This is a genomic window from Paenibacillus pseudetheri, assembly GCF_924513355.1.
Taxonomy (GTDB): domain Bacteria; phylum Bacillota; class Bacilli; order Paenibacillales; family Paenibacillaceae; genus Paenibacillus_AQ; species Paenibacillus_AQ pseudetheri.
This window is the reverse complement of the sequence record NZ_CAKMAB010000019.1, coordinates 82703-100097: the sequence shown is the minus strand read 5'-3', so window position 1 is coordinate 100097 and position 17395 is coordinate 82703. Positions and strand designations below refer to the sequence as shown.

Genomic DNA, 17395 nt, shown 5'->3' with positions numbered 1-17395 from the left:
CGACATGTAATTTTACTTTTAAAGAGGCTGGACTTCTTTTAGACATTAGAAAAACTCCCATCATTGTAGCAGTAGAAATTTTTGTTTTTTCTACTGTCTACTATGATGGGAGCATATCACTCCCCCATTTAACGTCTTTTATGAATTTAATATCAATATCAATGTTTTGCCCATCGTCATCCCTTGCAAATGCCTTGTAAGTTTCTTCGCGTTTCACCATTCCGGACTTATATTGTCTACGTTCTTTGACATCCCCAAACACGCCGACTACCTGATGCTTTTCACCTTAACCGAACAAAAATAATAACCCGGGAATGTCGCAAACCCGCGCCGTTACTGCATTTCGTTAACCTTGTTTTCGTTACATAATCTGATAATTACCAAAGGCGGGCCGGATGTGCGCTTTGATCTATACACGCCTGTACTATTAAGTGGAAAAGAAGTGCCGATGACCCCGGAAGTTCTTGAACGTTTCAGTGAAGCCAATGAGGAGTTCTCCAGCAGAGCACTGCGTGTACTTGCCTATGCTTACAAAACCGTGCCGGGTTATAGGGCATGTCATCTCGAAGCCAAGCAATAACCGTGCCAATTAGAGCTGCTGAACCGTACCAAATGGTAATGCCCTTCTGTATGGGTATCTTTGAATGATCAGCCCTCCTTCTTCTCCTGGTGTGCAGAAATAATTTCCGCCATCAAGTTGAACAAACGATCTGTAAAAATCGGACTTCGTTTCGACGTGACGATGTCCGTCAGAGATCGGTCATTTTGACGGAGGAAGGAGCGAAGAAGCGCCGTGAAATGGCTCCTGCGTGTAACCTCTAGATTCTCCGCTAATTGCGAAGGCAACTCTTCTCCATCGTTATCTTCAAGGTCTGCCAAAAAACGATAGCGCCCTATTGATAAACCGAATCTGGAGAAATGAATCTCCACGGCATGTCCAAGCTTGGCTCCTGCTGCCATTAGTCTAGACGCGACGAGTATAGCCTGTGCGTCTATGTCTAGGTTATAGCGATCAATCTGACGCTTGGATTGGTACAAGCGAGGGAATAGCGTTAATGTCATTTTTTACATTATTATTATTGTTCATATAATTATTTTGTGTTTACAGGCATAATACACTAGGATATGGGACGTGTCACGAGCGGGCGCAACGAAACGTATTGGACAATCATTCCGCAACATTAACGCGGTACTGTATTAAATGATTATGATATAAAAAAAAGCTGTCGAGACTTTCTTGACAGCCTTGCCGCGATTATCGCTGTTTCTATTTGTTGCGTGTTTGTTCTTCACTCCCACCAATGCTTCATTTCACTGAATCCAACGTCCCATAGTTTAGCGTTCCCGGAAACGATAATCGTAATTTCGTTCACCTTGTCATAAAATGGTATATCTAAAGGTTCTGCTCCATTATTATATTGTTCATTGTACTGATAATGAACTCTTTGGTTTCCATCTACCAATATAGTGAGTTCTCCCTTGGAATCTCCCTTGTCTGGAATGCCAAAATAAGAATAGAACGTCACATCTTTTTTGTTCCCCAAGATGTAGGTGTATGATTTGCTTTTATCCCCTTCACTGTTATACACGTTCATTTTGGGTTCTATTTTCTTGCCTGCTACGGTGAAACTTGGAAGATTTTCAGTCATAGGCATGGTTCCATTCATTTCTTTCACTTCGTGTAATGCTTGAATCGGGCTTTCTCTTTTCGCTACAACATAATTGATGGTTTCCGAGATCACGATTACTCCAACAAGAAGAATACCAATAGATACGGCTGAAGCAATAAGCTTTTTATAAGAAATTTTTGAAGAAAATCCAACTTTATAGGCGATAAATCCTATCGCTGCACCTAATGTATTGGATATAACATCATTTACATCAAAGCTGCCAAGATGAGTTAAAGCCTGCATCGTTTCCAGAACGAGAATCGTCAAGACAAACAAGGATATGAACTTCCCAAAACTGGAACGATACAACAGAGGAATTACTACTCCAAAAGGGATAAAGGCAGCAATGTTTCCAAAGTTGTATACCCATGAAAAAGTTAGTTTTGGAAATCGAAGCGGAACTCCTTCAGGAACAAGTATAAATGTGTATCCATAATCGCTGTTCCAATGATCTAATCTACTGAAAGCAAAAAACATAAAATATAATATCAACAGCGTGTACAAAATTGCTCCTACAAAGAGGGGCTTCCGTAATTTCACTTCCATAATATCTCCTTTAATAATTTATCGATGGGTTTAGTATATCTCCCCAAAATGACATTATAGTGACATTGAAGTGACATTTTAGTCACTTAAGCTTATTAAACGATTTGTTTGTAAAATAGAATCCGAATTCATGCCTTTATTTATCACACTCTGGACATGAATATCTCCATCTTTCTTGGTTTTATGCTGTGAGCCATCGAATGACCAATACAAATGCTACTCTCGCTAGCATTCTTTTCTTATAAAGCGTAATAGAACAATTTTAATCTATCTATTGGAAAATGGAAAAAATTCTTGGTCTCAAACGTATTCGGGACGTAATCTTGACAATGAGAAATGACAAGATTATATTCCGATAAAACCGCGATTATCGCGGATATTATTCGTACAACATTCTTGTTAACTTACATGCTTTTCTTAGAAAACGCCGGAAAGTTCTTTAGTATTTGCTGAAGTACTGATTACGCCTGTTTGGATATCGCTCCAAAATATTCTACAACTACCTCACGGAATTCCAGAGCAGCTCGCGAAATGCTCCGACTCCTGTGCCATAATAATTCTATCGCTCGTACCAATTCGTGATTCCAATAGGAATGGTTTAATTTTACCAAACTAAGGCTCGTGGCAATAGAATCATGTTATTGTCCTCTTACATGGATTTCTTCAACTTGTCCATGTGTGTATGACCTCATTGATTGAATGTTGTGTTTAACACTTTCATTTTGATATGGGCATTCGTATTTGTCATCCGACATTTGTATATATTGTTACACATTATACGCCCCTGTTTTTCTCGATAAAAATAATAAGTTGTCTGAAATAAAAAACCACCCGCTTTTAGTACGCAAGGTGGCTAGGTATAAACAATTTTTAATCTGATTTGATATTCTTACGTAAGTCGGACTATCATATCAAGTGTTTAGTGCTTGAACAGTCTGATTCAATCAGAAAAGCCATGATTATTTTAAATATTTCCCTGTGAAAGAATGTTTCGCTACTGTATTGCCCTTGTCCACGAGCCGGTTCATAATTTGCCACAGCCCCAGTGAATCATTGCTTCAAAGGTATAACCATGTTCCACGTATCGGAAGCGTCCTTAAAACCATCACTGCCGTTCGAGACGGCTGCGAACAAATGAGTCGGCTTGCCGTTCTGGAACAACAGGAACGGCCGCTCCAGATTGCCCAGCGTCTGCACCGTGCCGTCATCCCAACGCACCGTCCGGGAATAGCCTTGCGGCTGCCCATGCAAGCTCCATTTCAGCCCGTCCGGCGACTTGGCGTAGATGCCGCCGTATTTTTCTCCGCATAGATGCCCTTCCATATCTTTGGCGATCAAATTGTATCCTTCGTTTGTTTGCCAGATGAAAGGGTCTTCAATATGGAACGACTCTGGAGGAAACACCGGCTCGTCACTCAGCACCCGGTAAAGCCCCTCGTAGTGATCCGCATACGCAACGCCAATCGTCATGCCGCCATGAAGGTTGCCTTCGTAGTGACGTGCCTTGTAGATCAGCAGCACGGAACCGTCCTCCCGGACACACGGAGACGGATTGGAGGTCAGAAAACTATCGAATCGGCCGGGTCGTGTTGGCAATATCGGTTCGTCCGCTCTGCGCCACGGGCCCAAAACGCTGTCCGCTATAGCCAGACCTACCCGTTTGTTCGCCCGCGCCACTATGCATTGAGGATCGGTTAACCCGAAATTCCCGGGCGGCTCTGGATCGCTTAGCGGATGGGTCGAACCCGTATAATAAAGCAAATATTTGTTGTTGTGCTTGACGATATGGGGGTTATGCGTGCAGCGTCCATCCCAATACTCCGCTCCCCTCGCCGGAAGCGCCACCTCGCAGAATCGGTACGGTCCCTCGGGGGTATCCGAGTCTGCCCTGACAATCTCCGAAGCCGCCATCCAGCCGGGATGCATCGGCAGTGTTTTCGGCCAGCGCGAGGCAAACATATGGAATTTGCCATCCTCGCCTTGCACGACGGAACCGCACCATACCCAATAACCTTCCATACGGAAGCCGCCGCCACGCGGAGCTGGCAACATTGTGCTAGTATGCATGTACAGTCACCTCTTTTTTTCCCGCTGCTCCATAATTGCTGTGAATCATTGTCTCCCATCCTTCCAAATGAAGTGAATAACAGGAATGCTCCATACATCAATGGATCGACAAAGTCATGCCGGCGAACCAACCGCCGGCATGCTTGCACATATATTGATCCTAAGGCGTATTCAGCCCCACATCATCGCCCGCTAGCGGGCGATTCAGTAGAGGCGCGCCGGAATATTCGTCCGCCCCCACATCTGCTGTCGCCCGCATTTGACCGTCCATATCCGCCAGCACTAACGCATATGTCCCCACGGCTGCATCAATTGCCGGGCTGCTCGCGGACAGTTTCTGAATGCCGCTCACCGCAGTTAGCAGCGGATTGATATTTCGGATCTGCTCCGAGCTGCGCGATCTGTTGCTAATAGTGCTGCCAAACCCGATGTTGCCTTGGAATAGCGTATTCGTTGTCGCCGCCTCGTAATAAAGCGTGCCGGTGCTGTTGTAAACGATATTGTTCGCCACGACGGAATCCTGCGGAGCATACGCTTTGCCCGAGCCGATGACGATACCGGTTTTGCTGTTTACAATCGTATTGTTGACGATAAGCGCCCGGTAAACTTTCCATTGTTTGCGCAATTCTTCGCCCGTCGGACTTGGAGGGGAGCCTCCAGTACCGCCGTCGAAGTCGCCGTTAGGCAAGTAGATTGCTTCGCCAGTCAAATTCTCAAAGTAGTTGTTATAAATCTTATGGTCATTGCCGAACATCCGGATGCCTTCCTGATCCGACTCCACGCCGTCCCCGAGGAAGAAGTTGCCATATACGCTGTTGTTATGGCCATGCCGCAGCGTCAGGCTACCCTTGGACGTGCGGAATGTATTAAAGCGCACCGAATTGCTGCTGCTCTTGACTGATACGATTTCCGGCTCTCCATCGCAATTCTGAAATACATTGTATTGTATCGTATTATAGCCGTGGGAGAGCGTAAGACCCGACAAGCCGAGACGAATTGTCTCTTTGCCGTTAGCTACCCATGGGCCTACATCATGGAAATAGTTGTATTCGATAATATCGTATTGTGAAATTTGTCCTGAGCCGTCCTGTCCTTCGTAAGCGATCAGCGGTTCGGTGTCGCTCTTCAGTCCGAAGTCGTTCCGGTCGATGCGGTTATGATGGCTATTCGTGCCCCGCACTTGCAGCCACATCAGGCCGCTCCCCGAGCTTGGAAGCGCAAACGTATTACGGGTCAGTCGTACATGGTGCGAGCCTTCCAACACCACTGCGCCATTGCTTGTGTTCGTAAACTTTAATCCGTCTAGCACCACATGCGAGGAGTTCTCGACGCGGAAGCCTGATGCTCCCGAGATGATAGCCTGACCGCGATTTTTCGCTTTAATGACGATTGGCGCGTTGGCAGTGCCGTTTTTGTTCTGAACAGCAAACGGGCTTGTACGCGAATACGTACCGTTTGCCAACACAATCGTTTTACCCGCGGTAGCGGTTGCAAGCTCGGCAGCCAACTGCGTGGAAGTGCTAACTTCGACGACAGTCCCTTCGCTACCACTGCCGCTAGAATCGCTACCATAAATTTCGACCTCGGTAAAGCTGTTCCAGACATTCACCGAGTTGCCGTGACCAACAATACGAACGAAGCGGACGGGGGCAACATCGGCAAAATCAAACGTCTGCAAGCTATTGCTCAGACTGCTGACCGCTCCCGAAAGCACTGTACTGAAGTTGTAACCATCATATGAAGTCTGGATATCAAAAGCGAAGGTTCGCTCCGCCCCGTTGGTGAAGGCGATCTTCACGTATTCCACCCGCTTGCTCGATCCAAGGTCGTATTGGACCCACTCCCCCTCGCCACTCGCAGACCAGCGTGTGTTAAGATCGCCGTCGATTGTATACGCGACGATATTGCCGTCATCTCCGCTGGCCATAAGTTGTGGCACGGTAATCGCCAACTTGCTTGCGTCTGGCGGAGATCCGCTCGCGGTACCGTAGAGTTCAACTTCAGAATAGCTGTTCCACAGGTTGGAGGAATTGCCGTGCCCAACGATCCTGACATAGCGGGTAGAATCGACATCCGGAAAATCGAACGTTTGCAGACCTTCCACAAGGCTGCTCACAACTCCGCTGCTGACGGTCGTAAAGGTGGAACCGTCCGTAGACGTCAAAATATCAAAAGTAGAAGTGCGGCTTGACCCATTCAGAAATGCAATTTTGATAAAAGACACTTTGCGATTTACACCCAAATCGTACTGGATCCATTGCACGTCGCCATTCGCCGACCACCGTGTTAAGAAATCGCCGTCCACCGTGTTAGCTGGAACGTTGCCGTCATCTCCGCTTGCCGTCACGTCGGAGCTGCCAATTGTGAACTTCGTATCAGCCGCCCTCGCCGTTCCTGGCATTAACGCAACCAGCATACAGATCAAAATAATGCACGTCATACTTTTGGTTCCCATAATTCATTTTCATCCTTTCCATTATGAAATGATGGTCATTGAATCATTCCTTCGTTCCGTCCGGCACCTCCTCTCAAGAATACGAAAACCGGGAGGAGCTTACTGTCCTCCCGGCTTCGTGATTACGGCCTTTGATCCCGCTTAAAAAACATGCTGGCTCCAGCCTTTGCTCTTCGCCAAAGCCTCAATATAATAGTAATCGCCGTAAATCAGCGATACGTTGATGTTGGTATTGACTGGCTTATGACCGGTTGCGCCGAGCAGGATGCCTTCATACTCCGGCTTGTCGAGCGCACTGTAGTTGTTCGACAGCGAGCGAAGAATGCGCGTGGCCGCGCGCTGATATAAAGCGGCTTCCTCAGGAGCCACCTGCGACGCGATATCGATCAAGCCAGATGCTGCGCAGCTCGCCGCCGAAGTGTCGCGCGGCTCGTCCGTCAAGTCGGTCGCCGCACGGAAATCCCAATGCGGCACATCGTCTTCCGCCAACGCGCTGATGAAATAATGCGCCACCCCCTTCGCCGCATTCAAGTAACGCGCTTCTCCCGTATAGCGGTAAGCGCAGCTCATCCCGTAGAGCGCCCAAGCTTGGCCCCGCGACCAGGACGATTGCGGCGCGAAGCCCTGTCCGCCGTCATAACGCTCCACTTCGCCCGTCTCCGGATCGAAGATAACGATATGATGCACCGAGCCGTCGCCTCGGATGAATGAGCGAAGCACCATGTCTGCATGGGCGACCGCAATATGCTTGAAGCGCGGATCACCGCTTTCTTCACTCGCCCAGAACAGAAGCGGCAAATTCATCATCGAATCGATGATCGACCAACCCGTCTGGTTGCGGGGCCAAGCTCGAATGAACTGTCCTGCCGGGTTGTACCTGCCTGCCAGATAGTTGGCGGCGAACAGCCCGCGCCGCCGAGCGTCCGGGTCGCCGGTCAGCTTGTAGCGGATAACCGATGTTGGCAGGAACTGAAAGCCAACATCGTGGTGGAAATGGTTGTCCCGCAAGTAACATTGCTCCATGCGTTCATCCCAAGGCTCCGCCTCGTCCCGATAACGTTGCTCGCCGGTCATATCGTACAGAATCCACAGAATGCCCGGCCAGAAGCCTGAAATCCACTGATCCACTTTGATCTGGTCATATTTGCCCGCCGCCGAAACATGCGGCGCTTCTGTCCAGCCCGCTTCGATCATATGATCAACTTTAATCTTCACTTTATCCCACCAAGCCGTCAGCTCGGATGGCTTCAATTTCACATTTTCATTGCTCATCTCTGAATTCCACCCCTTCTCCTAACCTTTAATGGCACCGATCAAGGCGCCTTTCACGAAATATTTTTGTAATAGCGGATAGACCAGAAAAATCGGAAGGGTCGCTACCATAATCGTGGCGTATTTCAATGTCTCGCCCAATATGATGATCTCATCCTGGGAGGCTCCTTCCGCCATGGAGGTTGCCTCGCCAATAATCAAAATTTCTCGCAGGATCAACTGCAACGGATACAGCGACCGATCCTGAAGGAAGATCATGGCGTTAAACCAGGAGTTCCAGTGGCTTACTCCGTAATATAGGCCTACCACTGCAAGCACGGGCTTGCATAGCGGCAGGAAGATGCGGAACAGAATGCCAAAGTCGTTGGCGCCGTCGATCTTGGCCGACTCTTCCAGCGCATCCGGCACTGCCTCGAACGATGTTCGCATGATAATGAGGTTAAATGCGCTTATTGCGGTAGGCAGGATCAGCGCCCATAGTGTGTCCGTAATGCCCAACCCTCTGACCAGCAAGTAGAACGGAATTAATCCACCGCTGAAAAACATGGTAAACACGATAAACAACGTAAACTGCTTGCGATATTGCAACGTTTTTCTGGACAAGGCGTATGCGGCAAAGGAAGTAAGCAGCAAATTGAGAGCCACGCCTACAATGACAATAAATAACGTATTGCGGTAGCCGAGCAGGATCATCGGGTTGCTGAATACCGCCTCATAGGTTTCAAGCGAGAAGCCCAGCGGCTTCCAAAGAATGCCCTTATGCGCTATCATCAGCGCTGGTTCGCTGAATGAAGCAAATGCCACGTATAGAATTGGGTACATTGTTACAATCATGAGTGCTGACAAAAACAGCGTATTGCAAACCCGGAATATATGTTCACCCAAGCTTACTCGCATGCGAACCCTCCTCTACCACAAACCCGTATTGTTCAACTTCCGGCTTATCCAGTTGGAGCCGATAACAAGCGCGAAGTTAATCACGGAGTTGAACAATCCGACAGCGGAGCTGAAACTGAATTGAAAATCTTGAAGCCCGATCCGGTACACATACGAGGAAATGACATCCGCTGTCACATAAGTGGTCGGGTTGTACAACAGAATAATTTTCTCGAAGCCAACGCTCATAATTCGGCCAATGTTCAGGATGAGCAATATAACGAAAACGGGAAGCAGACCGGGTAGAGTAATATGAAGCATCTGCTTCCAGCGCCCACCTCCGTCGATCTTGCAAGCTTCATATTGCTCGAGATCGATCGCAGACAGAGCGGCCAAATAAATAATGGTACCCCAGCCTATATGCTGCCATATATTCGACGAAACGAAGATTGTCCGGAAAAAAGACGGCTCCAGCAGCATCGTAACCCGCTCACCGCCGAAAAATGCGATAATATCGTTGATGACGCCTTCACTGCTCGTAAAATCCTTGATCATGCCGCAAATAATGACAAGCGAAATAAAATGCGGCAAATAAGTAATCGTCTGAACCGAACGCTTGAACAGCGCATTTTTCACCTCGTTAAGCAACAAGGCGAGAATAAGCGGGGCGGGAAAACCGAAAATGAGATCGTACAAGCTAATCATCAGAGTGTTTTTAAACACCCGCCAAAAATACATCCCGCCAAAAAAGTCTTTGAAATGCTCAAGTCCTACCCACGCGCTGCCCCCAATTCCAAGCCGGGGGTTAAAATCCTTGAAGGCAATAATCGAACCGTACATCGGGAAATAATGAAAAATAATGAAATATAACAAAACAGGAGTAAGCATCATGTACAAATACTTGTTCTTAACCATGTCTTTCGCAATATTAAGCGGCAGACGACCGACATGCGTGACTTTGCTGCGTCCCAGCTTCAATTGAGCCATCTCCTACTCCTCCTATCCACATCCAGCATTATCGGCAGGGGATGGCTGCACCATTCCCTTGCCCCACGGCAGCCTGCAGCCAGCCGTGGGACGATACATGGAGTTATCTGTTGTTGTAGCGATCCAAGGCGCCTTGATAGATGTCGATTACATCGCGAATCCCCATATCTTCCAGCTGCTTCACAAAGCTGTCGAACTTATCGAGCGGCTCGTTGCCCATTACAAATTTGATGAACATTTCTTCCAGATACGTGTTGATTGCCGTCATCGTTTGCGCTACCTTTTTGCTCTCATCTACAGTAGGCGTAATGAACGCGGGCAAAATATGTTTCGCCGCATCGGTGTCCGACCAAATCTGGACTGCCTCGTCCTGTTGTGGGAACGTGTTGGTTGTTTTTTGCTCATGCATCGGAAATGGACCGTTCGGAACCGTATACTGCGCCAACATCTGCTGTGAAGTGTACTTATCGTTTTTTACGATCATATCGGTAAATTTCGGAACGCCATTGTCCATCGTGTAGCTTTCGCCTTCAACGCCGAAGTTGTACATCATGGTTCCTTGCTCGCTAAATGCGAAGTCCAGCCATTTTACGATCGTTTCCAGGTCTTTCGCCGATGTCGTCACGGCCGCGCTTGCTTTCGGGTTATATTTGAAATCGCGTTGTCCGGTGAACGGTTTTTCGCCTGCTTTCAATACCGGATAAGGAGCCGCTACAAGATCAAAGGCCGGATTTTGGGCTTTGCCGGACTCCAGCCATTTGCCCATGCCGCCGCCCAGCAGGAAAACAGTCGCGCCGGACTCGCCGTTCAGAAGCCGCTTATCCAGCGTGTCGCGCTCGACGATCGGGAAGTCTTTATCAATCAGCCCTTCGGAATACCACTGGCGGAACAACGTCATAACATCCTTGTATTGTGGATCTAACGGGCCGTATTTCACTTTGCCTTGGTCGTCAATATAGAAGCCATGCGACGTTTTGTATGCGCCGAAGAACGCGTCCTGCAAATTCATTTTGTTCGCGTATAGAGCCGTCAGCGGTGCTACGGCGCCTTTTTTCTCTTTGAACGCCGTCAGAACCTTATGCCAATCGTCTACCGTTACAGGCAATTGCAGCCCTAGCTCATCCAACCAATCTTTGCGCAGCATGGGTCCGCGGAAGACTAATCCTTCCTCGTTACGCACCATCGGGAAGACGTAATATTGTCCACTGTCGGTTTTTACCATTTTATCTAGCTCTGGATTAGCTTCCAGCATCTTCTTCAGGTTAGGCGCATATTGGTCGATCAAATCGTTTAGTGGTACGATAACCCCGTCTGAAATCGCCTTCTCCGGTCCACCCGGATAAATACTCCAGTCGTACTCCAGCACATCCGGCAGCTTGCTGGAAGCCAGTAACAAATTAAACTGCTCTTCAGCTTGACCTTCGGACGGGTGGATGTAGTTCACTTTCACGCCGGTAGCTTCTGCAATCGCCTTCCCGATCGGCGCTTCCGCCAGATTCGTTGTAAATGTAATCAGGTTTCCGTTGATTGGAGCCCAGTATGAGAAAGTATCTTTCGTATCCAGCGGATACGCCGGCATATCCGATCCCTCGTTGCCTTTGCTTACGCCATCGCCGCCCTTATTGCTGACGGCGCTTTGAGTCGGCGCTGTCTTATCCTTGTTTCCGGAGCCCCCATTACTGGAGCATGCGGTTAACAACAAAGAAAGTACCATTGCGATCCCCAGTGTGAGCTGCAGCCTTTTATGAGTCTTGTCGTTGCGATTTTTCGCCATTGTGCCCTCCGTTCTTTTCGTCTCGAATAAGTTGGTTTGAATACGCTTTCAACATAACGTTAATCCGGTGCTGCAAGCCATCATTAAAACCTAAAATATACTGCAATTTCTCAAAAATGAGGGTAACAAAACCGCATGTTTGCCACTTTTTCTTGAAAAGAAAAGCCCTAGAGCTACTTGACTTCCCTGTAGCGCCCGGGCGTTATCCCTTCAAATTTTTTGAATATGCGGTGGAAGGTATTCACATCGTTGTAACCAACCTTCAGCGATATTTCGCTGATCGTATATTTCCCGCCGATAAGCAGCAATTTGGCCTGCACCAGCCGCGTCTTGTTAATATAATCGAGCAGAGATTCGCCTGCAAGATCCCTGAACAGTTTGGAAACATACGACGGCGTCATGGAGAAGGCTTCCCCGATCATCGAAATGTTCAGGTTCTCGTCCTGGTAATACTCGTTGACATATTTCATGACCTTATCGATTAGCGGATTGCTGCAGTATTCGCGGTTATTATTAACGTAGCCGCACAGAAGCTCTAGCATATCGTAAAGCTGGCTGCGCATCTCCCCTACCGTCTGGCATTGCATCAGGCGTTCGATGGCGCGCACTCCGTCAGGCATATCCGGCTTGCCCGCGATGCGGATTTCGCCGATTACTTTTTGCAGCGTAGCCATTAGATCGAACATGAGACATTTGGCTGTATAAAAAGGAAACGGCTCCGTCGTCACATTTTTCTGAATGATCTCCCCGACGAACGCTTTCGCCTTATCGAGCTGCCCTTCGCGAACCATAGCGATCAATTGCTGCTCGGCCTTGAGCGGATAAAAATAACCACCTGAAGCAGCCCCTAGGTTGTCGTTGCCGCTCAGGTCCCCATAATGAATAATGCCCCCGCTGCCTGCAATGATACGGTATTCCATCGCCTCGATCGCTTCCTGGAACGCCTGGAAGATGCCATATTCGCCCTCCTGTTGCGCGCTGATGGCAGCAGTCAACTGGACATGGGCATGATTGGAGATGAACGACATCGTTTCTTCCGCGATATGCCCCAGCTCCCCCCGCTGCTCCGCCGGCGATGCAAGCTGATGGTTAACGATGCAGGCGAGCAACTCCTGGTCCAGCTCTACCGTATAGGCGTTTACTGACTTTCGCGCGACCTCCTCGACCACGTTGGCGATCAGGAAGTGCAGCAACCGCTTGTTATGGACCTGATCCTCATCCTTCCGATGGAACTTGCCGAAATGCTCGATACGCAGCAAAATAACAGAAAATCCGCTCAGCGGGAAACGCAGATCATAGGCTGAGAACGATTCGTGCAACGGGATATGGCTGTCGAGTTGCCCCTTCAGCAGCCGCTGCAAAAAGTGCGATCTGAGTGTATTGTTATGCTGATTCAGCTTGTAATGAAGCGCCTCCTTCTCATGGAAGGTGCTGCTCAGCGCATGCTCCAGAAAGGAGTATTCATTGGAGCCGCGATCAAACGTAAACCCCGCCTTGAACGACAAGCTCTGGATCAGCGCATGGATCGGCAGGTAGTTCCGCTTGAGGAGCCAATACGTCACGCCACTGCCAACAATAAGGCAAAGCAAGATGCTGGCGATCGTCAATTGCTCTACCACGTTCATCTTCTGGTGATATACGTTCGCCGGCAGCGTCATCACATATTTCCATCCCGTAATGGATGAGGTTGTGTAGGATGCTACAAGCCGGCGACCGGCAGTCTCGATCTCAAGTTGTCCCGATTCTTCCGACATATCGCCGTATAGTAGAGCAGGTTCCGACAGCGACTCACCCGTAGACGCAATGAACCGGTTGTCTTCATCCAGAATAAAGATCGTACCTTTCTCAGGCACCGAAGCTTGCTCCAGCAACTTGCTGCGGTCAATCATGAACAGCAAGACAGCTCCAGGTTGATTCATGATTGTTGAGTTCACATTTTGGGCATACATGACCGTAGGCCGCCACTCATTCTCTTCAGACACAACAACGGAGTGGTAGCCTTTAATGTACCATTGGTCAAAATATTCTCGTAACGACTGGAACGGCATATGCTCTTCAAGACGAATATGGTCGTATAACGTTTCGATGTTCATACGGTTGTTGCGGGCGATGACCGTATCGCTATTTTTGTAGTAAATATAAATGCCTTCAAGAAAATCGTTAGCGATTTCGTATACGCGCAAATCATTAGCGATTTGGTATATATCGTAGTGGTCCGAATCAGACAGATTGGTATCGGCCGAAATAAATGCTGCGATTCGCCTGTTGAGGCTCACCTCGAGGCTTAGATTCTCGATTCCTTTGAACTGGCTATCTATGGCTTGCTCCATCTGAAGAAGAATAGATTGGTTGGCACGGTTAATTTCAGCCTTTACAACGTTCAGCGTCGCGCCGTATATGACGCCGCTGATCAGAATGGGCACGAGCAGCACCGAGACGTAGGAAAGCATCCAGGTCATATATACGCTGCGATTTTTATGCCGGAGCTGCTTCAGATAGATTGTCCACCGGTTTCGAGTTTGGGCCATAGGTTCTCCTCCATGTTAGCTTTAGTCGGAGTCGGGACCGACGTCAATTCTTGTCAGAATAGCCGGACAACGAATATCCGCGACATCCGCTTTATGATTGTTAATACAAACCGCCGGAGACGGCCGGTATTCATAGATGGCCGGCTGCTCCTTGCCGCATATTCGATTGTAAGCGATTACACATTGCTCCGGCGCATAAGGAATCCGCTTGCCGAGCGTAATGCCGTGACGACAATTGACAATCGTATTATTCACTACACTGGCGCGATAGACGCGCCAATGTTTCCTCAGTTCCTCCTGCGTCGGCGCCTCGGGATAGCCGTCCGATCCGCCATCGTAGTTGCCTCCGTCAATGAGCAGCGCATCCAACGTCAAGTTTTCCATATAGTTATCAAAAATGTGGTGGTCGTTGCCGTAAATGCGAAATCCACCCATTTCTTCCTTCACGCCATCGCCGATAAATACATTATTATGAAAGCGATTTCCATGTCCGTGACGCGCTGTCACTTGGCCGGCGGAGTTAAGGAACGTGTTGTACCGAACTGTATTATAGCAGCTTTTTACCGAAATAATCTCGGGCTCTCCGTCGCAATTTTCAAACAGGTTGTGTTGAATTGTGATATAGCCGTTCGAGAGAGAGATGCCGGACAGGCCGAGCCGGATCGCTTCAAGTCCATTGACGAAACGCGGGCCTATATGATGAAAATAATTATATTCAATGACATCATGCTGCGAGATTTGTTCACCGTCGCCATCAAAAATAACGAGCGGTCCGAGGTCGGCCTTTGGCCCGAACTCGTTGCGTTCTATCCGGTTCCAGCCGCTGCCGCTTCCCATCACAGACAGCAGGCTATACTCCGCCCCAATCTGTCGCGGCTCAAATCTATTCCGCGCAATCCTCACATGCCGCGAACCGTCTAGAATGATAGATTCGCGCTGCTCGACCTGGAAATGCAGCCCCCATACCTCTACATAAGCAGAGTTCAAGATGCGTATACTTGATTCTCCAGCGATCGTCGCTTTTCCTTTATTTACAGCGCGAATGCTTAATATTGTGGTGTCCGACCCTACTTTGTCTTCAATAATGTAGTCTTCATTCCGTTCGTAAACACCGTCTGCCAACAAGATCGAAGAACCAGGTTCTGCCCGGCCAATGGCTGCCGCCAACTCGTCGCTATTCGATACCCAATAAATAGTAGTCATTTTCCCACCTGCTTCCTATAGAATAGGCGGATATGATCCGCAGCCTCTGCAGGATCATATCCGCAACTTCACAACTTCTATTATGAAAGATACGTTTCCCATGCCATAGTGTAAAAAAATGAAGCAATCATAAAAATGTAAACTGAGGCGCAAAATGAGCGGGAATTATCGCCTTGCAAGCTGTAAATCGCAACCTGCCGGTGTACAATAAATGAGAAAGGACGTATCCCGACACCAAATCGTGGATACGTCCCAATGTTGTTGCCTGCTCTCCCGCCGCTTACCCGAAAAAGAAGTACGCAACCTTCATCTCTTCTTCTTTCAACCGCAACTTTTGTGTCGCTTCGAGCAAAGGCGTGCGGTCATAGACAAGACTTTTCATCGCTATTTTGCCATCGGTAATCGTGAAATAGTGCGCTTCTTTCGACGGATCGTCGCGACGACGGTAGGACACGCTTCCCGGGTTCAGCCACAGACTGTCGTCACTCAAATAATGAATGCATCTGCGATGTGTATGTCCGAAAATAATGCGGCGATCTTCTTCGGTCCCATTTGTCCTCTCGTTGCGTTCCGCCCAGAAAGCATCGTACTTGGGCAAGCTATCAATCGTCAAATAGTTTTCGTACAGATGCTGCATTGTATAGCTATAGCCGTCCATCTCGAATGTGCGGTAGACCGGAATGCTTTCGAGGAAGGAAATTTCCGCTTCGCCGAGCAGCCTTGCATTGTAATGCGCCCACTTGATCTCATCCTCCGCCACATCATGACCGCTATTGCCGTTTCGGTACAGGTCGATAATAATGTCGTCATGGTTGCCGCGAACACAATTCGCATCGTTCTTATGCACCCATTCGATAACTTCCCGCGGGAAAGGCCCGTAGTCTACAAGATCTCCCGCGCAATAAATCACGTCACAGTCGGATTCTGCCTTGTGGATCGATTCCAGCGTTTTGACGTTGCTGTGAATATCCGAAATAATTAGAGCTTTCATAATCGATTCAACTCCCTAAGATTCAACATTCTCAGCAGTACCGTCACCACATCCGCCCACGTAGCTGTATCGCCTGCATGAAATGGTCCCGCACCCGCACCTCAATGATTCCCGCGGCAGACGCCAAGGATACAGCCTGCCTTTCCCAGTCGGGGGTGTCTGTGCTGTCCGCAAACCACTGCGGCGCAGCGACGCCGTCCACAACATTGGCCGGGATATAATTGGTGGCTGGTTGTGACGAAATGGCCGTAACAGAACCTGCGTATAACCCTATTTGATCATTCCCGTCAATCGTTAGCCTTCGGACAATATTCAGGCTGTAGACATTGCGTATCAGGCTTCGTTTTTTAATTTCATGTTCAACCGGTTCACCCCCAGCAAACACTCCGACATTTCGGATTTAAGTGTTCTCCCATATGTTGAGCACACTCTCCCTCCTTTATATAAAAAGATGGAACCTTGATAAATCGTCAAAAGCTAAAATCGCCCTCAAATATTCCAACTTCTTATCTACAATTTTTGGAATGGACATCAAATCTTAAAAAGTCACTCATATGATCGGTATGTTTGGATGAACAGCCGCTGCCACACTTAATAAATCTGACCTCCTTGTCATGGACACTTCGTACCGGAAGCACAGTGCAGGCTGTAAAATCGACACCTAGACTGATCACTTGACTAGGGTCTATGTTGGCTTTTTGCGGTAATTTCCCTGTAATGACTCCATGCTCGTTTAAGTTCTTATTCAAAAACACCTTTAACAGCTTCGTTCATCGCATTTTCTTTAGGAACGGTGATACTACTCATAATAAATTTTTCGATTGCCATGAATAGCGAAACGATAGATATCATATGTACAAATTTGATCATGGATTTCAGTTTGATTTGTCAAACGTTTTTTGAGAAATCAGCCACATTTTAAAATGTTTTTTCCTGTTCGAAATAGGGTTGCCAAAAAAATCCCCCTACGAAAATATGAGCTTTAGTCATAATTATGTGTTCGAGCTCCCACATCCGTTGCTAAAT

Annotated in this window: 12 protein-coding genes and 2 pseudogenes; 2 read left to right on the top strand and 12 right to left on the bottom strand. The window is 48.1% G+C overall.

The window, feature by feature from the left end; genetic code table 11:
* A partial coding sequence (locus tag L1028_RS17830) for a hypothetical protein (RefSeq protein ID WP_234536207.1) occupies positions 1 to 200 on the top strand: 200 nt, incomplete at its 5' end.
* Positions 201 to 397: 197 nt separating this feature from the next.
* Entirely contained in the window at positions 398 to 580 is a 183-nt protein-coding gene (locus tag L1028_RS17825; RefSeq protein WP_234536204.1) for a hypothetical protein, read from the top strand.
* Positions 581 to 807: 227 nt separating this feature from the next.
* Here the strand turns inward: L1028_RS17825 and L1028_RS17820 are convergent.
* The 12 genes and pseudogenes from L1028_RS17820 to L1028_RS17765 form a co-directional block, all read right to left on the bottom strand.
* A pseudogene (locus tag L1028_RS17820) lies at positions 808 to 1087 on the bottom strand (MarR family transcriptional regulator); the annotation flags it as partial.
* Positions 1088 to 1289: 202 nt separating this feature from the next.
* Positions 1290 to 2216 (bottom strand): VanZ family protein, encoded by a 927-nt coding sequence (locus L1028_RS17815; protein ID WP_234536201.1) that lies wholly within the window; start codon positions 2214 to 2216, stop codon positions 1290 to 1292.
* A 461-nt stretch (positions 2217 to 2677) separates the two neighbouring features.
* Positions 2678 to 2800, bottom strand: a pseudogene (locus tag L1028_RS17810) (LysR family transcriptional regulator); the annotation flags it as partial.
* Positions 2801 to 3266: 466 nt separating this feature from the next.
* A complete protein-coding gene (locus L1028_RS17805) occupies positions 3267 to 4283 on the bottom strand; it encodes a glycoside hydrolase family protein (RefSeq protein WP_234536198.1) in 1017 nt (338 codons plus the stop codon).
* Positions 4284 to 4443: 160 nt separating this feature from the next.
* The gene (locus tag L1028_RS17800) at positions 4444 to 6738 is read right to left on the bottom strand and encodes a chondroitinase-B domain-containing protein (protein ID WP_234536196.1); all 2295 of its coding nucleotides are present in this window, start codon (positions 6736 to 6738) and stop codon (positions 4444 to 4446) included.
* A gap of 141 nt (positions 6739 to 6879) precedes the next feature.
* Entirely contained in the window at positions 6880 to 8010 is a 1131-nt protein-coding gene (locus L1028_RS17795; protein WP_423803058.1) for a glycoside hydrolase family 88 protein, read from the bottom strand.
* Positions 8011 to 8031: 21 nt separating this feature from the next.
* Positions 8032 to 8907, bottom strand: coding sequence for a carbohydrate ABC transporter permease (locus tag L1028_RS17790; RefSeq protein WP_234536194.1), 876 nt, complete (start codon positions 8905 to 8907; stop codon positions 8032 to 8034).
* Positions 8908 to 8919: 12 nt separating this feature from the next.
* A complete protein-coding gene (locus L1028_RS17785) occupies positions 8920 to 9801 on the bottom strand; it encodes an ABC transporter permease (protein WP_423803059.1) in 882 nt (293 codons plus the stop codon).
* Between the two features lie 175 nt (positions 9802 to 9976).
* Positions 9977 to 11647, bottom strand: coding sequence for a type 2 periplasmic-binding domain-containing protein (locus tag L1028_RS17780; RefSeq protein WP_234536189.1), 1671 nt, complete (start codon positions 11645 to 11647; stop codon positions 9977 to 9979).
* 173 nt (positions 11648 to 11820) lie between these two features.
* Positions 11821 to 14175: an AraC family transcriptional regulator gene (locus L1028_RS17775; protein ID WP_234536186.1), complete on the bottom strand. Its 2355-nt coding sequence runs from the start codon at positions 14173 to 14175 to the stop codon at positions 11821 to 11823.
* A 21-nt stretch (positions 14176 to 14196) separates the two neighbouring features.
* Positions 14197 to 15378: a polysaccharide lyase 6 family protein gene (locus L1028_RS17770; RefSeq protein ID WP_234536183.1), complete on the bottom strand. Its 1182-nt coding sequence runs from the start codon at positions 15376 to 15378 to the stop codon at positions 14197 to 14199.
* A gap of 280 nt (positions 15379 to 15658) precedes the next feature.
* Positions 15659 to 16369 (bottom strand): metallophosphoesterase family protein, encoded by a 711-nt coding sequence (locus L1028_RS17765; protein ID WP_234536181.1) that lies wholly within the window; start codon positions 16367 to 16369, stop codon positions 15659 to 15661.
* Positions 16370 to 17395 lie beyond the last annotated feature (1026 nt).

Coding starts and splice junctions, on each gene's coding strand:
- L1028_RS17800 (WP_234536196.1), bottom strand. CDS start 6,738: ATGGGAACCAAAAGTATGACGTGCATTATTTTGATCTGTATGCTGGTT.
- L1028_RS17805 (WP_234536198.1), bottom strand. CDS start 4,283: ATGCATACTAGCACAATGTTGCCAGCTCCGCGTGGCGGCGGCTTCCGT.
- L1028_RS17785 (WP_423803059.1), bottom strand. CDS start 9,801: ATGGTTAAGAACAAGTATTTGTACATGATGCTTACTCCTGTTTTGTTA.
- L1028_RS17780 (WP_234536189.1), bottom strand. CDS start 11,647: ATGGCGAAAAATCGCAACGACAAGACTCATAAAAGGCTGCAGCTCACA.
- L1028_RS17775 (WP_234536186.1), bottom strand. CDS start 14,175: ATGGCCCAAACTCGAAACCGGTGGACAATCTATCTGAAGCAGCTCCGG.
- L1028_RS17815 (WP_234536201.1), bottom strand. CDS start 2,216: ATGGAAGTGAAATTACGGAAGCCCCTCTTTGTAGGAGCAATTTTGTAC.
- L1028_RS17795 (WP_423803058.1), bottom strand. CDS start 8,010: ATGAGCAATGAAAATGTGAAATTGAAGCCATCCGAGCTGACGGCTTGG.
- L1028_RS17765 (WP_234536181.1), bottom strand. CDS start 16,369: ATGAAAGCTCTAATTATTTCGGATATTCACAGCAACGTCAAAACGCTG.
- L1028_RS17770 (WP_234536183.1), bottom strand. CDS start 15,378: ATGACTACTATTTATTGGGTATCGAATAGCGACGAGTTGGCGGCAGCC.
- L1028_RS17790 (WP_234536194.1), bottom strand. CDS start 8,907: ATGCGAGTAAGCTTGGGTGAACATATATTCCGGGTTTGCAATACGCTG.